Source organism: Weissella viridescens (assembly GCF_001437355.1).
Taxonomy (GTDB): Bacteria; Bacillota; Bacilli; order Lactobacillales; family Lactobacillaceae; genus Weissella; species Weissella viridescens.
The window spans coordinates 73,408-90,111 of sequence record NZ_JQBM01000005.1; the positions used below are offsets into that span (position 1 = coordinate 73,408).

15 protein-coding genes, 8 tRNA genes and 1 other RNA gene are annotated in these 16,704 nt (G+C 41.1%); 1 reads left to right on the top strand and 23 read right to left on the bottom strand.

What is annotated here, in order from left to right:
* Window positions 1–16: 16 nt before the first annotated feature.
* The 3 genes from IV50_RS07160 to ssrA all read right to left on the bottom strand — a co-directional run bounded on the left by IV50_RS07160 (window position 17) and on the right by ssrA (window position 1,315).
* Entirely contained in the window at window positions 17–439 is a 423-nt protein-coding gene (locus IV50_RS07160; protein ID WP_057747057.1) for a DUF4231 domain-containing protein, read from the bottom strand.
* A gap of 110 nt (window positions 440–549) precedes the next feature.
* Window positions 550–891 (bottom strand): MmcQ/YjbR family DNA-binding protein, encoded by a 342-nt coding sequence (locus IV50_RS07165; protein WP_057747059.1) that lies wholly within the window; start codon window positions 889–891, stop codon window positions 550–552.
* 61 nt (window positions 892–952) lie between these two features.
* Window positions 953–1,315, bottom strand: a transfer-messenger RNA (tmRNA) gene (ssrA, locus tag IV50_RS07680).
* A gap of 195 nt (window positions 1,316–1,510) precedes the next feature.
* Between ssrA and IV50_RS07170 the strand changes: the two genes are divergently transcribed.
* Window positions 1,511–2,497 (top strand): GMP reductase, encoded by a 987-nt coding sequence (locus IV50_RS07170; protein WP_057747061.1) that lies wholly within the window; start codon window positions 1,511–1,513, stop codon window positions 2,495–2,497.
* A 42-nt stretch (window positions 2,498–2,539) separates the two neighbouring features.
* Here the strand turns inward: IV50_RS07170 and IV50_RS07175 are convergent, their stop codons facing one another.
* The 20 genes from IV50_RS07175 to IV50_RS07270 form a co-directional block, all read right to left on the bottom strand.
* Complete coding sequence (locus IV50_RS07175; RefSeq protein ID WP_057747063.1) at window positions 2,540–2,989, bottom strand: hypothetical protein; 450 nt, start codon at window positions 2,987–2,989, stop codon at window positions 2,540–2,542.
* 338 nt (window positions 2,990–3,327) lie between these two features.
* Window positions 3,328–3,570 carry a DUF2922 family protein gene (locus IV50_RS07180; RefSeq protein WP_057747065.1) on the bottom strand — a complete coding sequence of 81 codons (243 nt, stop codon included), beginning with the start codon at window positions 3,568–3,570 and terminating at the stop codon, window positions 3,328–3,330.
* A gap of 9 nt (window positions 3,571–3,579) precedes the next feature.
* Window positions 3,580–3,801 (bottom strand): hypothetical protein, encoded by a 222-nt coding sequence (locus IV50_RS07185; protein ID WP_057747066.1) that lies wholly within the window; start codon window positions 3,799–3,801, stop codon window positions 3,580–3,582.
* 112 nt (window positions 3,802–3,913) lie between these two features.
* Window positions 3,914–5,476 (bottom strand): ribonuclease Y, encoded by a 1,563-nt coding sequence (gene rny, locus IV50_RS07190; RefSeq protein ID WP_057747068.1) that lies wholly within the window; start codon window positions 5,474–5,476, stop codon window positions 3,914–3,916.
* A gap of 161 nt (window positions 5,477–5,637) precedes the next feature.
* On the bottom strand, window positions 5,638–7,218 hold the full coding sequence (locus IV50_RS07195) for an HAD family hydrolase (RefSeq protein WP_057747070.1): 1,581 nt from the start codon (window positions 7,216–7,218) through the stop codon (window positions 5,638–5,640).
* A gap of 71 nt (window positions 7,219–7,289) precedes the next feature.
* Window positions 7,290–7,379: transfer RNA gene (locus IV50_RS07200), tRNA-Ser, on the bottom strand.
* A 5-nt stretch (window positions 7,380–7,384) separates the two neighbouring features.
* Window positions 7,385–7,458: transfer RNA gene (locus tag IV50_RS07205), tRNA-Met, on the bottom strand.
* A 12-nt stretch (window positions 7,459–7,470) separates the two neighbouring features.
* Window positions 7,471–7,560: transfer RNA gene (locus tag IV50_RS07210), tRNA-Ser, on the bottom strand.
* A 5-nt stretch (window positions 7,561–7,565) separates the two neighbouring features.
* Window positions 7,566–7,639 (bottom strand) — tRNA-Met (locus IV50_RS07215).
* Between the two features lie 12 nt (window positions 7,640–7,651).
* A tRNA-Ser gene (locus IV50_RS07220) sits at window positions 7,652–7,741 on the bottom strand.
* Window positions 7,742–7,746: 5 nt separating this feature from the next.
* A tRNA-Met gene (locus IV50_RS07225) sits at window positions 7,747–7,820 on the bottom strand.
* Window positions 7,821–7,832: 12 nt separating this feature from the next.
* Window positions 7,833–7,922: transfer RNA gene (locus IV50_RS07230), tRNA-Ser, on the bottom strand.
* Window positions 7,923–8,057: 135 nt separating this feature from the next.
* Window positions 8,058–10,370 carry a copper-translocating P-type ATPase gene (locus tag IV50_RS07235; RefSeq protein ID WP_236697707.1) on the bottom strand — a complete coding sequence of 771 codons (2,313 nt, stop codon included), beginning with the start codon at window positions 10,368–10,370 and terminating at the stop codon, window positions 8,058–8,060.
* Between the two features lie 51 nt (window positions 10,371–10,421).
* On the bottom strand, window positions 10,422–10,580 hold the full coding sequence (locus tag IV50_RS07870) for a hypothetical protein (protein WP_156405021.1): 159 nt from the start codon (window positions 10,578–10,580) through the stop codon (window positions 10,422–10,424).
* A gap of 95 nt (window positions 10,581–10,675) precedes the next feature.
* A tRNA-Leu gene (locus IV50_RS07240) sits at window positions 10,676–10,760 on the bottom strand.
* 86 nt (window positions 10,761–10,846) lie between these two features.
* On the bottom strand, window positions 10,847–11,200 hold the full coding sequence (locus IV50_RS07245) for a YtxH domain-containing protein (RefSeq protein ID WP_057747072.1): 354 nt from the start codon (window positions 11,198–11,200) through the stop codon (window positions 10,847–10,849).
* Window positions 11,201–11,262: 62 nt separating this feature from the next.
* Window positions 11,263–13,404, bottom strand: a complete 2,142-nt coding sequence (locus IV50_RS07250) for a Tex family protein (protein ID WP_057747075.1) — start codon at window positions 13,402–13,404, stop codon at window positions 11,263–11,265.
* Window positions 13,405–13,421: 17 nt separating this feature from the next.
* On the bottom strand, window positions 13,422–13,862 hold the full coding sequence (locus IV50_RS07255; RefSeq protein ID WP_057747077.1) for a hypothetical protein: 441 nt from the start codon (window positions 13,860–13,862) through the stop codon (window positions 13,422–13,424).
* Window positions 13,863–13,986: 124 nt separating this feature from the next.
* Complete coding sequence (gene hpf / locus IV50_RS07260) at window positions 13,987–14,544, bottom strand: ribosome hibernation-promoting factor, HPF/YfiA family (protein ID WP_057747079.1); 558 nt, start codon at window positions 14,542–14,544, stop codon at window positions 13,987–13,989.
* Between the two features lie 770 nt (window positions 14,545–15,314).
* Window positions 15,315–16,577, bottom strand: a complete 1,263-nt coding sequence (locus tag IV50_RS07270; RefSeq protein WP_084736802.1) for a DEAD/DEAH box helicase — start codon at window positions 16,575–16,577, stop codon at window positions 15,315–15,317.
* Window positions 16,578–16,704: the final 127 nt, after the last annotated feature.

The window sequence follows — 16,704 nt, forward strand, 5'->3', positions numbered from 1 at the left end:
TTGAAAAAGCATTTAATTAATTATCAATGTTTGATAGCTCATCATCCAAGGCTCCCGCGAGGTTTGCAATGAACTTCTGAACATTTTCCTCATCTTGTTCGGCATCATAGGGATCGTTGTTTGAAGATAGCAACAATGTTTCTTTGTTAATAAATAGAATGGTCTGCTTAATATCACTCATCTTATTAGATAAGTCATAGAATGAATCCACACCTTGGATAATACTTAGTAGCGCACCAGCCAATGAAACAAAAATCAACAATTTAATGTTGTGTGATGACATTGAAACCAGTACAGGAATTGAAGAAGATAAGATAATACGTGTCAAATTACTAATTGAAGAATATCGTTGGTATTTTTTCAAAGTCATTTCTAAACGACTCGTTGTGGTATTAGCACGTTCAATAATGTCTTCTTTGGTTGGAATTGTTTCATTCATTTTAAGCACCCCTTTTATTGTTATCACATATCATCTGCTTTATTAATCATTAAAGATATTACCACATGTTATTACTATATGAAAACAACTTTAGGCTATCCTTTTTTTATTTAAATCGTCAATTCTGCACTCTCTTTAATCATGTTTATTAATTCATTGACGGTTAAATCCGTTGCATTGACGTAAACCGTATTCCAATGTTCTTTATTCATATGAAAACCTGGCTCTACTCCCCTGATAAGACGCATTTGTTGCCCATGTTCAATTGTTAATTTAAGATCAATCAACAGCTCATCATCCTTTTCAAAGACCATCGCGATGATTTTATCATTACTTTGATGCTTAACGACATGCCAAATAATTTTTTCATGTCGGGTTGGTTTATTAAATGGAAAACATTCGTATCCATCAGTATGATCTACGACCAGTTCTACTAACTCTGCTAGTTGCATCGACTTTCCTGCCTCACTTTTATTGCGAATAAAAAGCCGACTTTTATCAAAGTCGGCTCTAGAGTGGAGTCGAGGGGATTCGAACCCCTGTCCTACTATCTCGCTACTAATACCTCTACGCTCATAGTCATGCATTTTAAATTTCACAAGTTGCACGCCGCATCACAAAGCGATCAACTTGCTAGATTGATTATCCTCTTCTGCACATCCCCAATCGGAGAACATACAGCGCAGATTACTAAATTATTAAACCGTTAACATATCGGCAATCACAATGTGCAACGATCACGCGTGCTGTGTTTTAGGCAGCGACGGCGTAGTTATTTGAATTGTTTGCAGTTAATTCAACTGAGTGGTTTATAGGGACACAACCCCTAAGCGCCATACTAGCTCGAACAATACTAGTCGATTCCAAAACGACCCCGTAAATATCTGCTATCTTTCCATTATAACAGAACGACAGCAGATATTAAATTGTAAAACGTTTTAAACAAAAATTCGTTTTATTTCCCTAAAAAAACAATTGTCTTTTAAATATAGTTCGTTTATAATCAACTATTGGTGGTTTAAATCACCTACTAAAACACAAAACACGAACATTAAACGAGGTGTGGACATTATGCCAGAGTCAAACGTATTCGATTACGAAGATATTCAACTTATTCCGAAAAAGTGTGTGATTAAGAGCCGTAATGAGGCTGACACAACCATTCAATTTGGTGACCGTACCTTTAAGTTACCTGTGGTTCCTGCTAATATGCAAACTGTGATTAATGAAAAGTTAGCGATTGAACTTGGTCTAGCGGGTTACTTTTATGTGATGCACCGTTTTGAACCAGAAACACGTGCGCAATTTATTAAAGATGCACATGCCGCTGGAACATTTGCCTCAATTTCCGTTGGGGTTAAGGATGACGAACACGCATTCATCGATCAATTAGCTGCGGAAAACAATATTCCCGAATACGTGACCATCGATATCGCGCACGGTTACAGCGATACGGTTATTGACATGATTAAGTACCTAAAAAACAAGTTGCCAGAGTCATTCGTGATTGCCGGTAACGTCGCTACGCCTGATGCTGTGACAGCATTAGAAGACGCTGGTGCCGACGCAACGAAGGTTGGGGTCGGTCCTGGAATGTCTTGCATTACGAAGTTGAAGACTGGATTTGGAACTGGTGGTTGGCAATTAGCTGCCATTCAACAATGTGCCGCCGTTGCTAAAAAGCCAATCGTCGCTGACGGTGGTATCCGTTACAATGGTGATATTGCCAAGTCAATCGCCTTTGGTGCTAGCATGGTTATGATTGGTTCAATGTTTGCCGGTCACGAAGAAGGTCCCGGTGAAGTGCTTGAAATGGATGGCGCTAAGTACAAGACTTACTTCGGTTCAGCCTCACAATTCCAAAAGGGCGAATACCGTAACGTCGAAGGTAAGAAGCTCTTCGTCCCATTGCGCGGTAGCATTTATGATACTTTGCGTGAAATGCAAGAAGATTTACAATCAGCAATCTCATATGCAGGTGGTCGCGAGTTGCACGACTTAACTAAGGTTGATTCAGTTATTGTTCGTAATACCATCACTAACGGTGACAATCGATAATAAACGAAAGCGGATTAGGCACACTGGCCTAATCCGCTTTTCTTATTTAATATGCTGAGCGATTTCGTTTAGTCGGCGCCGTAATGTTTTACGGTGCATGCTTAATAGCTGACTGCGCTCACGCAGCGTTAGATCAGGAAAATCTAACACGTTTTGATAAATAGCTTGGAGTTGGTACGGCGTTTTAGCCTTTAACGTGCGCCAAACCTCCATATAACAATCTGAATACGTTTCCCCATCAATGTCTGCTGATGGCTCATAACGCGCTTGATGCTGCCATTCCTTGCGTTGCAAGTCGCGTAGGCGCCAAAGTAACAGTCGAAACAGCTGCTTGTTAGCTTTCGGCGCTAAATCGTGTTGCTTTTGTAATTGCTCCCAAATAATTAATAAGAGTTCTTGAAAATAATCATCGTATTGGTTGTCGGCACGCGTTAATCCACTAGCTTTTAACACGCCCCCCACTAAACGTTCGAATTCATGTAATTCCGTCATTCCTGCGACCCCATTTTATTTAATCAGATTCGCTTATGCCGCTGTTGCATGTTGGCGTAATCTAAATCGCATTCAGGTTATGTTCTACAACATCCAGCCGCACAGACGCTGTTCGAGTACTACGAAGACTGATTGAGTCATTTATACCCGTCGTGCACGGCATAAGTCAATCTTAGTTGTTTCAATCTTTATCACATCCACAAAAAAAGACCCCCAGCGCGAATGGGAGCCTTTTCTTTCAAACATGCAGATGTCTCAAATATTTTTTTATAATTAACTCTACAACATTTTGAATAGTTCTATTATAGCTTATTTTTCGTGAAAAAACCAAAGGAATGTTAGAGCTCAATTAAAACTCGGTCACTCAATTGAGTTGAGGCATATGCTGCTTCAACTCGTTTTACCTTGGGCCAGAGAACCTGTCCCTTAGCGTCAGTCAACCACTTACAAGCAGCCAGCGCTTTCAAAGCTTGCTTCAACGTTTCGGGCGTTAATTGATCATCAGCATGATTCAACTTCCACGTGAATTTCTTATCGCCATGTTCTGTATCAAGAATAAAATGAATATTTAATTGCTTCATAACACGCTCCTATTTCACCAAAGTTTGCTTGGTCGTTACAATACGATGCACAAAATTTTCTCGTCCTAATTTTTCAAAAATACGACCTAAGGCCAGTAAATCTTCAAACGATGTATTCGGCAATGCGTAGATGTTACGTGCAATTGGTTCCGTTACCTCTTCTGCATGCACTGTCGTTGGCGAACCAATGTATTGCACTCGCATAACTGGGGCTAACTGCTTCAACTTCATAATTCTTTCCTCCGTAAATGTCATGTTGTACGCGTACATGCCATAAACGAAATAAATCCACAGATGGGGACAAAAAAACAGACATTCAAATTGAATGTCTGTTTTTAAAAGTTTATTTAGCGTATTCGACAGCCCGTGATTCACGGATAACTGTAACTTTAATATGCCCTGGATAATCCAAATCTTTTTCAATTTCTTGTGCAATATCATGTGACAAGACTGTTGCTTCCAAATCGGAAATAACAGCTGGTTCAACGATAACACGTACTTCACGTCCCGCTTGAATGGCAAATGATTTCTCAACACCACTAAAGCTATTCGCAATTGTTTCTAATTGCTTCAAACGTTGTACATAATTTTCAAGAGATTCAGAACGTGCTCCGGGACGAGCAGCTGAGATTGAATCTGCAGCTGCGACAAGTTCAGCAATCACGCTTTCAGGTTCAACGTCACCGTGGTGGGATGCAATTGCATTTATCACCTCAGGACGTTCGTGGTACTTGGTTGCAATTTCAACACCCAATTCCACGTGTGAACCATCAACATCATGATCAACGGCCTTACCAATATCGTGTAGTAACCCTGCGCGCTTTGCAAGCGTAATATCTTCACCTAACTCAGCCGCCAACAGACCAGTTAGTTTTGCAACTTCGATTGAATGGACAAGAACATTTTGACCGTAACTCGTACGATAATTTAAGCGACCGACTGTTTTGACTAAGTCTGGGTGCATATTGTGAATACCGAGATCAAAGACAGCTTGTTCTCCGACTTCACGAATATGTTCATCCATTTCCTTACGTGACTTTTCAACCATCTCTTCAATACGAGCTGGATGAATACGTCCGTCCGCAATTAACTTCTCCAAAGCATTCTTAGCGATTTCACGACGAATTGGATCATATCCACTCAATACAACTGCTTCTGGTGTGTCATCGATAATCACATCAATTCCAGTTGTTGTTTCAAGTGCACGGATATTGCGACCTTCTCGTCCAATAATCCGACCCTTCATATCATCATTTGGCAAGTTAACGACAGACACTGTTGATTCAGCAACCATGTCGGCAGCTGAACGTTGAATCGCATCAACCACCAAGTTCTTGGCATGCTTTTCAGCTTCAGCAGAAGCCTGTGTATCACTTTCCTTAATCATCCGTGCGCGTTCAGAAGCTAAATCATCCTTAGTCTCAGCTAAGATTTGATTTCTAGCATCTTCACGTGAAAGTTCTGCAACTTCCACTAATTTATCTTCACGCGCATCAAGTAACGCATCCGCCCGTTGCATCTTATCATTGACGCTCTGACGTTGTTGGTCTAGTTTCTTTTCCTTCTCTGCGATAACTTCTTCTCGTTTTTGAAGAGAAGCATCTTTCCGATCCAATACAGATTCACGACTTACCAATCGATCTTCTTGACTCTTCACTTCAGAACGACGTTCTTGAAGGTCTTTTTCAATCCGATCTTGGTAACGTTGGCTTTCATCACGAGCTTCGACTAAGGCAGACTTTTTTGCTTGTTCTGCTTCAATTTCAGCTTGATGCGTAATATCTGTTGCATTTTGGCGTGCATCCGTAAGTTTCTGATTAATTTGCTTATCAGCATACTTATAACCGAAAACACCACCAATTACGATTGCGACAAGCGACACAAGAATTATCAAAATGATTTCCATCTTATATCTCCCGTCTATTTCACAGGAAGTCCTGATCATAGTTTAATCTGTGCTTGCGCACTAGTATTATTTTAGACTTTTCCACAGTCTCTGTCAATGAATGTGACACGGTATCAGCAATAAAAAAAGACCAAATCCTGGATTAGAATTCGGTCTTTCGTTTATTTAAATTTCATACGTAAACGTAGTCCTAGGGTGACTAAACTGCGAACTAAAATAGCTACAATTGGCACCATTAGAATAATTGAATTTGAAACGTTTAACAAAATTTCCAAGCCGGCGGTTAGCACAATTAATGCAATCAAGACAAATTGCCAAATCGCCAAAGTACTATGATCAATTTTATTCAAGCGTCGTGCCGCTTGCCAAATCGCCTTAACATCGACTAACTTGTTGATTACAAAATCTGTTTTTGATTCATCATCAATAAAGCTAATCACGACATCGTTTGGCATGTCAGCTGGCAACACCTGGTTCGTAATCAAAGCCGTTGGTTGTGTCTCAGCCCAGTCCCGTTGCATTTGTTGTTTGCGGTCCGGTGTTAAGCCTGCCTGGCTATCAGTCAAGCTTCGCATCGATTCTTGCACACGTAGCAATGAACCTTGTGTATCTGAACTGGCTACGTGCGTAGTGATTTTTTGATTCACAAAGAAATTGTCCACATCAATTAACGTTCTAATCAATGGTGCACCAAAGGCGACTGCGCCAATCGCATGACTCCCCTTAACCAAAACACTGACTGAATTTCCAAGGTTAATCGTGTCTTTCAACCATTGGCGGTGATAGACATAATTATTCTGTAATGCATTTGTGGCAGAAACCAGCATATAAGTGTCGCCTTGAATTGTTCCTTGTAAACCAACGAGTGGTATTACTTCGACGTTCTCAGCTTGGATTGGATAGACCCCCTGATTATGACTATAGGTCACCAAAGCTTCAGCATAAAGTCCCCCAACCTCTTGTTCGAGGCCAGCCATAATCCCTAAAACATCTTGAGCACTATAATTGTCATCAATACTATCAACATTGTAAACGGTCAATTGTCGGCTGGTTAACACACCTGTCTTCTCGACAACCGCTTGCTTAATGTCTTTAATTTGGTCTAAAGCTGCTGGATTATAAATTTTAACACGTGCATCGGTCAATGTCTCAATGGCCTCACCACGTGACTGTGAAGCAAAAATCAGCGGCCAACGTGGATCAATGACCAGCAACGAAGCAGTTGCCACGGCAAGGCCAATTTGCCAGTCCCAAGTTAACCCAAAGAATAAGAACCCATACACCGCAAAGATAACACTCAGCCATGACAACCGGCGTGCTGATTGCAACATGGCACTTGAAACAGGCGCCAAACTTTCAACACGTTGGGTCCAACTTAACGTCAACATGAGTAGCCCAATGCCAAACATCGTAATGGGCAGGGTCACTGTTTTCAAGGCTGATACGTGCATTGGGTCAAGATACATCCAAAACGTTAAAATAAACCAGGCACTCTGACCCAAAATGGCCACCCAGAGACTTGAAAAGCCACGCGCTTTTTGGAAACGCCACGCTTGCCAGCTCATTTGCACATCAGCAACAACAAGCAACACCCCTGCTACGAGCAGTAATATCAAAAATAGACTTGATTGATTTAAATCAACGGCAACATCCCAGCCCCAAAAGACAGGCATCGATATACCAGCTATTATTGCCAATCCGAACGCAAACATCGCATACCCGCGATAATGGATTTGTCGCATTGCTGCACCTCATTTCTAAAATAGTAAAAAAATAACCATACCCCACAGACGCAGGATACGGTTATCAGCAAAGGAGAATGTGGGATTCGAACCCACGCGCCGGTTTCCCGACCTGACGGTTTTCAAGACCGTTCCCTTCAGCCAGACTTGGGTAATTCTCCATAAATTGCGGGTGTAGGATTTGAACCTACGACCTTCGGGTTATGGGCCCGACGAGCTACCAGACTGCTCCAACCCGCGATAATAATAAAAAGGAGGATGTGGGATTCGAACCCACGCGCCGGTTTCCCGACCTGACGGTTTTCAAGACCGTTCCCTTCAGCCAGACTTGGGTAATTCTCCATAAATTGCGGGTGTAGGATTTGAACCTACGACCTTCGGGTTATGGGCCCGACGAGCTACCAGACTGCTCCAACCCGCGATAATAATAAAAAGGAGGATGTGGGATTCGAACCCACGCGCCGGTTTCCCGACCTGACGGTTTTCAAGACCGTTCCCTTCAGCCAGACTTGGGTAATTCTCCATAAATTGCGGGTGTAGGATTTGAACCTACGACCTTCGGGTTATGGGCCCGACGAGCTACCAGACTGCTCCAACCCGCGATAATAATAAAAAGGAGGATGTGGGATTCGAACCCACGCGCCGGTTTCCCGACCTGACGGTTTTCAAGACCGTTCCCTTCAGCCAGACTTGGGTAATCCTCCATAACAAAACATTATGTTACACGATATTCGCTTACCTGTCAACTATTTTGTTGTATAAATTTTATTTATACCTTCATTTTATCATTTCCTCGCCGATAAAAAAAGAGAACTACCCTATGGATAGTTCTCTAAAGCCTATTTAATTCTTAATGTCATCGCATTGATGGCAACAATAATCGTTGATAGTGACATTAAAACAGCCCCCATCATTGGATCAAGTCTGAAGCCAAGTGGAATCAATACTCCTGCGGCGAGTGGCAAGGCAATAATATTATAGCCCGCTCCCCACCAAAGGTTTTCAATCATCTTACGACGCGTATTCTTAGCTAACTTAATTAAATCAATAATGTCAGTTGGATTTGAGTTCACCAGGATAACATCCGCGGCACTAATGGCAACATCCGTTCCGGCCCCAATTGCAACACCAATCGTAGCTTGGGCTAGCGCTGGAGAATCATTAACACCATCCCCAACCATCATCACACCAGCCTCTTTTTGATACTTGGTGACGTAATGAATTTTATCATTCGGTTTCAGTTCAGCATGTACTAAATCAATGCCAATGACACCAGCTACCTTTTTAGCAGCTTGTTCATTATCACCCGTTAACATAACTGGCGTATAGCCCATTTTTTTCAGTGTCTTAATGAAATCTGCAGTTCCAGCCTTAACTGCATCTCCTTCAGAAATCATTGCCACCGCTTTTTGGTCAATTAACAAGAAGCTGACGCTATATCCTGCTTGCGTTTGTCGGAGATAAGCAGCCTTATCCACTTGAATGCCTTGGGCATCTAAGTAATTGCGATTCACCACTGCCATTGCCTGCCCATCAATCGACCCTGTAACACCTGTACCAGGTATATTTTTAAAATCTTGAACAGTTGGTAATGTCGTATTACCTGCAGCTTCAACGATTCCTGTTGCTAGCGGATGTGTACTTCCCTGCTCAAGCGCAGCCGCATACTTCAACACGTCCGACTTGCTATAGTCTTGATCAAGCACGGTGACATCCTGGACTTTGAACCGGCCTTCCGTCAAGGTTCCTGTCTTATCCATCATGACATACTTCACGTCATTAATTGATTCAAGCGCATTTCGATTTTGGATTAGCAAGCCATGCTTAGCGGCCAATCCCGTCATCCGTGATGCAACAAGCGGGATGGCCAAACCAAGCGCGTGCGGGCAAGCCGTAATTAAAACGGTTACGACAATTGGCAGCGCATATGAGAAGCCACGCGTCCATGTCCAATAAATGGCAGCCACAATGGCAATCCCTGTTGCAGCATAAAACAACCATCCGGCAACTTTATTCGCCAAATTTTCAGTATTCGACTTATTGTTCTGGGCATTTGCCACCAACTTTTGGACTTGTGCCAAAAAGCCACCGTCATCACCTTGCGTCACCTTCATCGTAAAGGATTGATTTTGGTTCTGTGAACCACCAACAACCTTATCTCCCTGATGCTTATGCACGCCGGCCGACTCACCGGTTAAGAGAGATTCGTCCAAAATTGGTGTACCCGAAACGATTTGACCATCAGCTGGTACGCGCTCGTTTTCTTTAACAAGTACCACATCCTCAGACTTTAGGTCCTCAACGTTAACATCCTTTGTTTCACCTGACGGCGTTTCAAGATGGGCCTTTTTAGGCACTAATTTTGCCAAACTATCCACGGCTGATCCAGCCTTCATCACCGTATTCATTTCGATAATATGACCGATTAGCATAATATCAATCAACGAAGCCAATTCCCAAAAGAAATCCATCACATGCATACTTGGGTGCAATGCATTCATAACAGTAGCATACACACTATAGAAGTAGGCCACGCTAATCCCCAAGGTAATCAAGGTCATCATCGCTGGCTTTTTGTCGGCCAGTTCGCTTTTGGCACCGCTGAAGAATGGTGATCCACCATAGAAAAACAAAATAGTTCCAAAAATTAGAACCAGCCAATTTTGGCCAGGCACTCCCGTCACCGTAAATGGCATCTTCATCCCCATCATAGGTGAGAAAATCAGGATTGGCACTGTCAAGCATAATGACACCCACAGCTTCTGTTTCATATTGCCCATGTGCATCATATGCCCACCTGGCATCATCATATCGCCATGACTCATATCCATACCAGTCATATCGTGATTGGCATGTTTCATATCCATATCAGCCATATCATGGTCGTCGTGTTTCATATCCATACCAGACATATCATGGTCGTCGTGTTTCATATCCATACCAGACATATCATGGTTGGCATGTTTCATATCCATATCAGACATATCATGGTCGTCGTGTTTCATATCCATACCAGCCATATCGTGGTCATCGTGCTTCATATCCATACCAGACATATCGTGGTCATCGTGCTTCATATCCATACCAGACATATCATGGTCGTCGTGTTTCATATTCATGTTAGACATATTTTTTTCATCAGGATGTTTCATCTATATACCCTCTTTCGTAATTTAGTCGCTACGCTATACCAAGTAGCTTCTTCACGGAGGTTTGTCAGGAGAAACGGTATCTTCAATGTCTGAAACTGAATCAGTTTCACCATCTACTGTATTAACGTCCACCATCATTGGATTTGCCTTTGCAGTATCCATTGGTTGTCGGTCGCAACATCCACACGTACATTGTTGTCTTTCACTCATCCCGCTTCTCCTTTCTAAAATCTACTAATTACATATTAACACATTCTTCTTTATAAAAAAAAGACCATTCCAGAATGGAATAGCCTTTTCATTGATGCGGTCGGCGGGAATCGAACCCGCACGGTATTACCTACCACAGGATCCTTAATCCTGCGCGTCTACCAATTCCGCCACGACCGCAACTTCATGTTGAAACTCAACATGAAATATCATAGCAAAAATGGCGCTTTGACGCAAGGCATCACCATTATTTTTTCAAATGAAACTTACTTATTAGGCGTCAAAACCTCAACGACAACTGACTTCTGCTTCGCATCGTCAACCGGAGCTTCAGGAAAGTCCACGACAATATCCTTGTTTGGTGTCACTTCAGCTTGCTTCTTATCTACTTTGTTAGCAACTTGCTTTCCAAGGTCTGAAGCCTTTTTTGATACTGTATTTGCTGTATCAGATACAGTTCCTTTAACAGATGATGCTGTATCCTTAGCTTTAGCCTTAAGTTCCTCAGGGGTTTCTGGACGACCTAAGTATTCGCCACCTTCTTGCAATTTTGTACCAGCCCAGTTAATAATGTCACCAGTTCCTGTAACAATTTTTCCAAAACCTTCAAATAATGTCATGATCCTACCACCTTTCGTCTCTTTGCTTTTCTATCATTATACATGATATGTTTAAAAAAATCTTATAATTCTTGTGGCCCAATCATTGATAGCTCAATTCGCTGACGTTGCTGATCTACCTTCACTACCCAAACATCAACAATATCACCAACGGCAACCACTTGATGTGGATTCTGCACACGTTTTTTTGCTAAACGTGAAATATGCACCAAACCATCTTCGTGCACGCCGATATCCACAAATGCACCGAAATCCACCACATTTCGGACTGTTCCTTGCAACTGCATGCCAACTTCTAAATCTTTCATTGAAAGAACATCAGAACGTAAAATGGCACCTGGTTCTGCATCTCGTAAATCTCGGCCAGGGTGTTCAAGCGAAGCCACAATATCTTGAAGCGTTGGTAACCCAACCTCATATTCTGTCGCTAACTGACGCAATGGCAAGTCAGTAGGTGCGACTTGTCTATTTTCGGCTTCTTTTAAGACGGTTTGCGCTAATTTATATGACTCGGGATGAATATCCGTGTTATCTAGTGGATTTTTACCATTTGGAATACGCAAAAATCCCGCTGCCTGCTCAAAGGCCTTCGCCCCTAGTTTAGGAACCTTTTTCACGGCAGCCCGACTCGCAAACTGACCATTTTCATCTCGATAATTCACAATATTTTGCGCAATTGTCGTATTCAAACCAGCAATATGTGTTAACAATTGCGGCGATGCCGTATTTAAATTAACACCAACTTGGTTAACTGCTGTTTCCAAAACTGCATCGACTTGTTGATTCATTTCTTTCTCAGGTAAATCATGTTGGTATTGTCCAACCCCGACGGCTTGTGGATCAATTTTAATTAATTCAGCCATCGGATCTTGTAGACGTCGAGCAATTGAAATTGCAGACCGTTGTTCAACTTGTAGTTCTGGAAATTCAGCACGAGCTGCGTCACTGGCGGAATAGACTGAAGCACCAGCTTCATTAACAACAACGTACTTTAATTCAGGTAAGTCATGCTTAATAATGTCCGCAATAAACTGTTGTGACTCACGACTTGCCGTTCCATTACCAATAGCCACAATTGCAACATGATATTTTTTAACTAGTGAAATAATTGTTTCGCGCGCAGCCTTAGGGTCATACTTAGGAGCTTTATGTGGATAAATGACTGCTTTCTCTAAAAACTTCCCATTTTCATCAACGACTGCCAACTTTGATCCAGTTCGAATTCCTGGATCAAATCCCAAAACAACGTTTCCCTTAAGCGGTGCTGCCATAAGTAAGTGATAAAGGTTCTCGCCAAAGACCTTGATTGCTTCGGTTGATGCCTTATCAAACAGCGCTTTCTTTGTTTCACGTTCAATGGCTGGGCCAATAAAACGTTTATAAGCATCCGTAGCCGCTTGCATCAAAATATCAGCTGCAGGACCAGTCTTTTGCCCCACTAACCTAAACTTCAAATAGCGCGTAATTGCATCTACATCCACATCGATTCCTTGTGATAGTACGCCTTCTTTTTCACCACGATGAATTGCCAGTTCTTGGTGATTTAAAACTTGAGGTAATGGTGTACTAAAGTCATAGTAAAGTTCATAAACTTTTTGCGGATCCTTATCCTGCGCACCCCGCTTGATTTTTGATGTGAGCTTTCCATTTTTCTGTGTGTAGTTTCGTACCCACTCACGCAATCCAGCATTTTCACCCACAACTTCAGCAAAAATTTCGTGGACTCCGGCCAAAACATCCTCAACTGACTCAATGCCTTGTTCATGATTAATAAACGTTTGTGCCTTGTCTTCAATACCAGACTCTGGGAACGTTTGAATAAATTGTGCCATAGGCATCAAACCAGCTTCTTTTGCAATCGTGGCCTTCGTTCGACGCTTTTGCTTATACGGTAGATAAATATCCTCAACTTTTTGCATTGAATCGGCTTCAGCCAGTGCCTTTTCAATTGAGGCGTTCCAAGCACCTTGCTCACGAATTGCTTTTTCGACAGTTGTCTTTCGATCAACTAAATCAGAAAACTTTTTCGCTATCGTTTGGATATCACGAATTTGAACTTCATCCAAATTACCTGTGGCTTCTTTTCGATAACGGGCAATAAAGGGGACCGTATTTCCTTCCTCTAACAGTGCTTGAACAGCTTTAACTTTTTTTAGTGGCAAATCTAAAGCTTGTGAAACTTTAATATCAATTGATTCAGTCATGTCTCTGCTCTTCTCTACTACATTGCTGACATCATCACGCGACGCAATTGCGTACCAAATTTAACGATGAGATCATTTTGTTGCGTTTCTGAATTACGGAAAGCTTCTAAGTCCACTGCTTGTTTGTCAACATCGAGGGCATCAGCCATGGCTTGCGTTGCATCTGCGTATTCTTGAAAGACTTGTGCTAGTGCCTTATGCATACCAATCACACGTGCCGGGGCCTTAACAGCCGATAGATTTGATGCTGCATCTTGATATATATCTACTGCATCATCAAAAGCCGTCGCAATTTCTTGAAAGTCTGCTTTACTCATATCAGCCAATTTATCAGCCTGGAGTGCTTCATCTAATTTATCAAAGTAGGGTGATGTTTTTTCACCTGTATCTTCTGTAAGTTGCGCAATTTCACCAACCTTTAGCGCGTATTGTTGTGGTGTTGCAAATGATTTTTTCATCTTAATTCCCCTATTTGTTTTATTTATTATTACCATTATACCTTAATCAGCTTATGGCTTTCTCAATATCGTTTGAATAATAAAAAAACATTACCACATTTGGTAATGTTTCGTAACGCAATTTTTAGTTATCTGTATCTAGAAGCGCGTATTGTCCATCTTTTCGCTTATATACCACAGCTGGTAAGTCATTTTCAGCATTAATAAAGATAAAGAAATCATGACCAAGTAATTCCATTTGTAAAACAGCTTCCTCAGGAACCATTGGCTTGAGCTCTACCGTCTTCTTACGTACAATCGGTAATTCATCATCTTCAACCGCATCAGTTTGATTGTCCGCTGAATCTGGTACATCAAGCTGCTTAAAACTTCCCTTACGCGTACTTTTAGTAATCTTCGTTCTATACTTTTTAATTTGTCGGTCAAGTTTGTCAGTAACTGCGTCAATCGCTTCGTACAAGTCAGCTTCCGTATCCTCAGCACGGATGACGTAATTCGCAATTTGTACAGTTACCTCAGCTTGAAAGGTATGCTTAGGTTTATGGCTACTTAATTTAACACGCACGACATACTGATCATCAGCATTGAGATACTTCTCTAATCGTGCCAGACGCTTTTTAACGTAATCGCTAATTGCTTCGGTTAATTCAAAATTAAGACCACGAATTTGATACTCTACCATATGCTTCTCCTATCTATACCTATTGGTATTGACAACGATCTACAAATCACCCAGCTTTATTGGGTACATATATTCTACCACGATTAAATTTAAGCGTGTACTAAATATTTTAGGCGTGAACCAAAGATAATGAGCATATATTCCGATACCCCGCCTGACGTATTACCTCATATGCCTGCCTAATCGTAGTTCCTGTTGTGTAGATATCATCTACCAAGCATATCCTACACTCCTTTGGGTATGGCTGATGAGTACTTACACTGAATGGATTGCTCGAATTAATTCGTTCCCACTTTGTTCTTTTACTCTGTGAATCCGTTTGATGAACACGTTTTAAAAGTTGCTGATAATCCGTCCCTAACCACGCCTCAACTTGATTAAAGCCACGTGCACTATATTTGACATCAGAAAGCGGAATAGGCACAACGACTTCGACATTCATTTTTCGTATAGTTCGTTGTATTTCAGAACAAAAAAGTTGTGATAAGTGATAGCCACCCTGAAACTTATAGTACTTAAAATAATGCTGCATGATTTCATTATAATGATACAAGCTGACATGCTTAATTTGTCCATTCGTTCTTTTCATCCACACACGACAGTCTAGACACTGATTATCGTCAACTTCTGCTACATCTCTCCCGCATTGCCGACACTTCAGTCCTGTTATCCGTTCAAATCGTTTTTTACATGTACGGCAAATTATACATGGTTTCAAAATAAATAGGCCCCGTAAAACTTCTAAATCGGATAACGGTTGCTGACATAAATCACATGTTGGGTTCTCGATTAATTCCATTTATTATTTCTCGAATCCTATTCAATTGTTTTGTATTCTCCTGGCAATAGACAATAATTTTCCCTTTTGGGAAATGAACATCACGGCCACTTCTTCCAGCAATTTGTAATAATGTTTCATCTGAGTATTTTCCCTTATCTGCATCTAAAATGATAATCTGTACATTTGAGATAGTTATGCCCCGTTCTAAAATAATTGTTGTACACAAAATATCAATTTTCCCATTTTTTAGTTTTTTAATTAATTCTTCACGGTTACTTGTCTCAGATGAAACACATGCTACTTTGAGATTCAAATGCAACTGCTCTATCTTATTTTTTATCGATTCTAAATCGTCAATCATTGGAACAAATATTATCCATGGATTTTTTTGTTGTTCAAATTGTTGTCTTATATCAAACGGTAAAGCTTTTTTCCAACACTTACCTACTACACTTATTTGAATATTTGGTAACCGATACCCGTGAAATCTCTGCAAGAGATTTTGTACTTCAACTTGTTCAAACCTTATTAAGCGTTTTAAATCCTGACTTAGAGTGGCTGTCATATAGAGCAACGTGCTCCTATCACTTCGTACCTGCGCTAATGCATACCATAATGATTGATTACCATTTAATGGAAACGCATCTGCCTCATCAACAATGATTAGATCAAAAGCATGGTAAAACTTATATAATTGGTGAATTGTCGCAAATATAAGCTGTGTATAGTCACATTGTTCTTTGATTTCCCCGTGCATGATTGTATATCGAATTTTAAAATTCGCCATAATGCGTGGCGCGATTTCCCGAATAACATCTACCCGAGGAGATACATATGCGATACGTTTTCCCGCTTCCAAAGCCCATTTGATGCATGGGAAAAGAATCTCTGTTTTACCTGCCCCTGTTACGGCATAAAGCAACTGATCTTGGCGTTTTTTCAATCCTTCTAATATCTTATTTGCCACGTCAGTCTGCAATGGTGTTAAAGTACCGTTCCATGTATAGAAGCATTCTGGTGGAGCTTCAAAAGTATGTGTTTCAATATGACACATAAGCCATTTATTCTCATCTATTCGTCCGTAAGTCGCGCAATTCCAGCAATAAAGTATATTATTTGGTAACCTCCAATGTTTTTTTATCTTTGACAAACAACGCTGACAAATATTTTCTACAATAGTTGGCCTGTAAAGGATTGTTGCATCGTCTCCCTTGTTCGATTGTTTACATGCAACAACCATTCGCCCATCCATCTTAATATTGATCACCCTTTATAATAGACGTTGGTAATTTAAATTAATACACAAAAAAAAGCCGCCATTTCTGGCGACTTTCGTTTGCATTGCGACGTCCTATCCTCGCAGGAAGAGATCCTCCAAC

What these genes read in the sequence shown, in the direction of transcription:
- IV50_RS07160 (WP_057747057.1), bottom strand. Translation starts at nt 439, where the DNA reads ATGAATGAAACAATTCCAACCAAAGAAGACATTATTGAACGTGCTAAT.
- IV50_RS07165 (WP_057747059.1), bottom strand. Translation starts at nt 891, where the DNA reads ATGCAACTAGCAGAGTTAGTAGAACTGGTCGTAGATCATACTGATGGA.
- IV50_RS07170 (WP_057747061.1), top strand. Translation starts at nt 1,511, where the DNA reads ATGCCAGAGTCAAACGTATTCGATTACGAAGATATTCAACTTATTCCG.
- IV50_RS07175 (WP_057747063.1), bottom strand. Translation starts at nt 2,989, where the DNA reads ATGACGGAATTACATGAATTCGAACGTTTAGTGGGGGGCGTGTTAAAA.
- IV50_RS07180 (WP_057747065.1), bottom strand. Translation starts at nt 3,570, where the DNA reads ATGAAGCAATTAAATATTCATTTTATTCTTGATACAGAACATGGCGAT.
- IV50_RS07185 (WP_057747066.1), bottom strand. Translation starts at nt 3,801, where the DNA reads ATGAAGTTGAAGCAGTTAGCCCCAGTTATGCGAGTGCAATACATTGGT.
- rny (WP_057747068.1), bottom strand. Translation starts at nt 5,476, where the DNA reads ATGGAAATCATTTTGATAATTCTTGTGTCGCTTGTCGCAATCGTAATT.
- IV50_RS07195 (WP_057747070.1), bottom strand. Translation starts at nt 7,218, where the DNA reads ATGCGACAAATCCATTATCGCGGGTATGCGATGTTTGCGTTCGGATTG.
- IV50_RS07235 (WP_236697707.1), bottom strand. Translation starts at nt 10,370, where the DNA reads ATGAAACATCCTGATGAAAAAAATATGTCTAACATGAATATGAAACAC.
- IV50_RS07870 (WP_156405021.1), bottom strand. Translation starts at nt 10,580, where the DNA reads ATGAGTGAAAGACAACAATGTACGTGTGGATGTTGCGACCGACAACCA.
- IV50_RS07245 (WP_057747072.1), bottom strand. Translation starts at nt 11,200, where the DNA reads ATGACATTATTTGAAGGTTTTGGAAAAATTGTTACAGGAACTGGTGAC.
- IV50_RS07250 (WP_057747075.1), bottom strand. Translation starts at nt 13,404, where the DNA reads ATGACTGAATCAATTGATATTAAAGTTTCACAAGCTTTAGATTTGCCA.
- IV50_RS07255 (WP_057747077.1), bottom strand. Translation starts at nt 13,862, where the DNA reads ATGAAAAAATCATTTGCAACACCACAACAATACGCGCTAAAGGTTGGT.
- hpf (WP_057747079.1), bottom strand. Translation starts at nt 14,544, where the DNA reads ATGGTAGAGTATCAAATTCGTGGTCTTAATTTTGAATTAACCGAAGCA.
- IV50_RS07270 (WP_084736802.1), bottom strand. Translation starts at nt 16,577, where the DNA reads ATGGATGGGCGAATGGTTGTTGCATGTAAACAATCGAACAAGGGAGAC.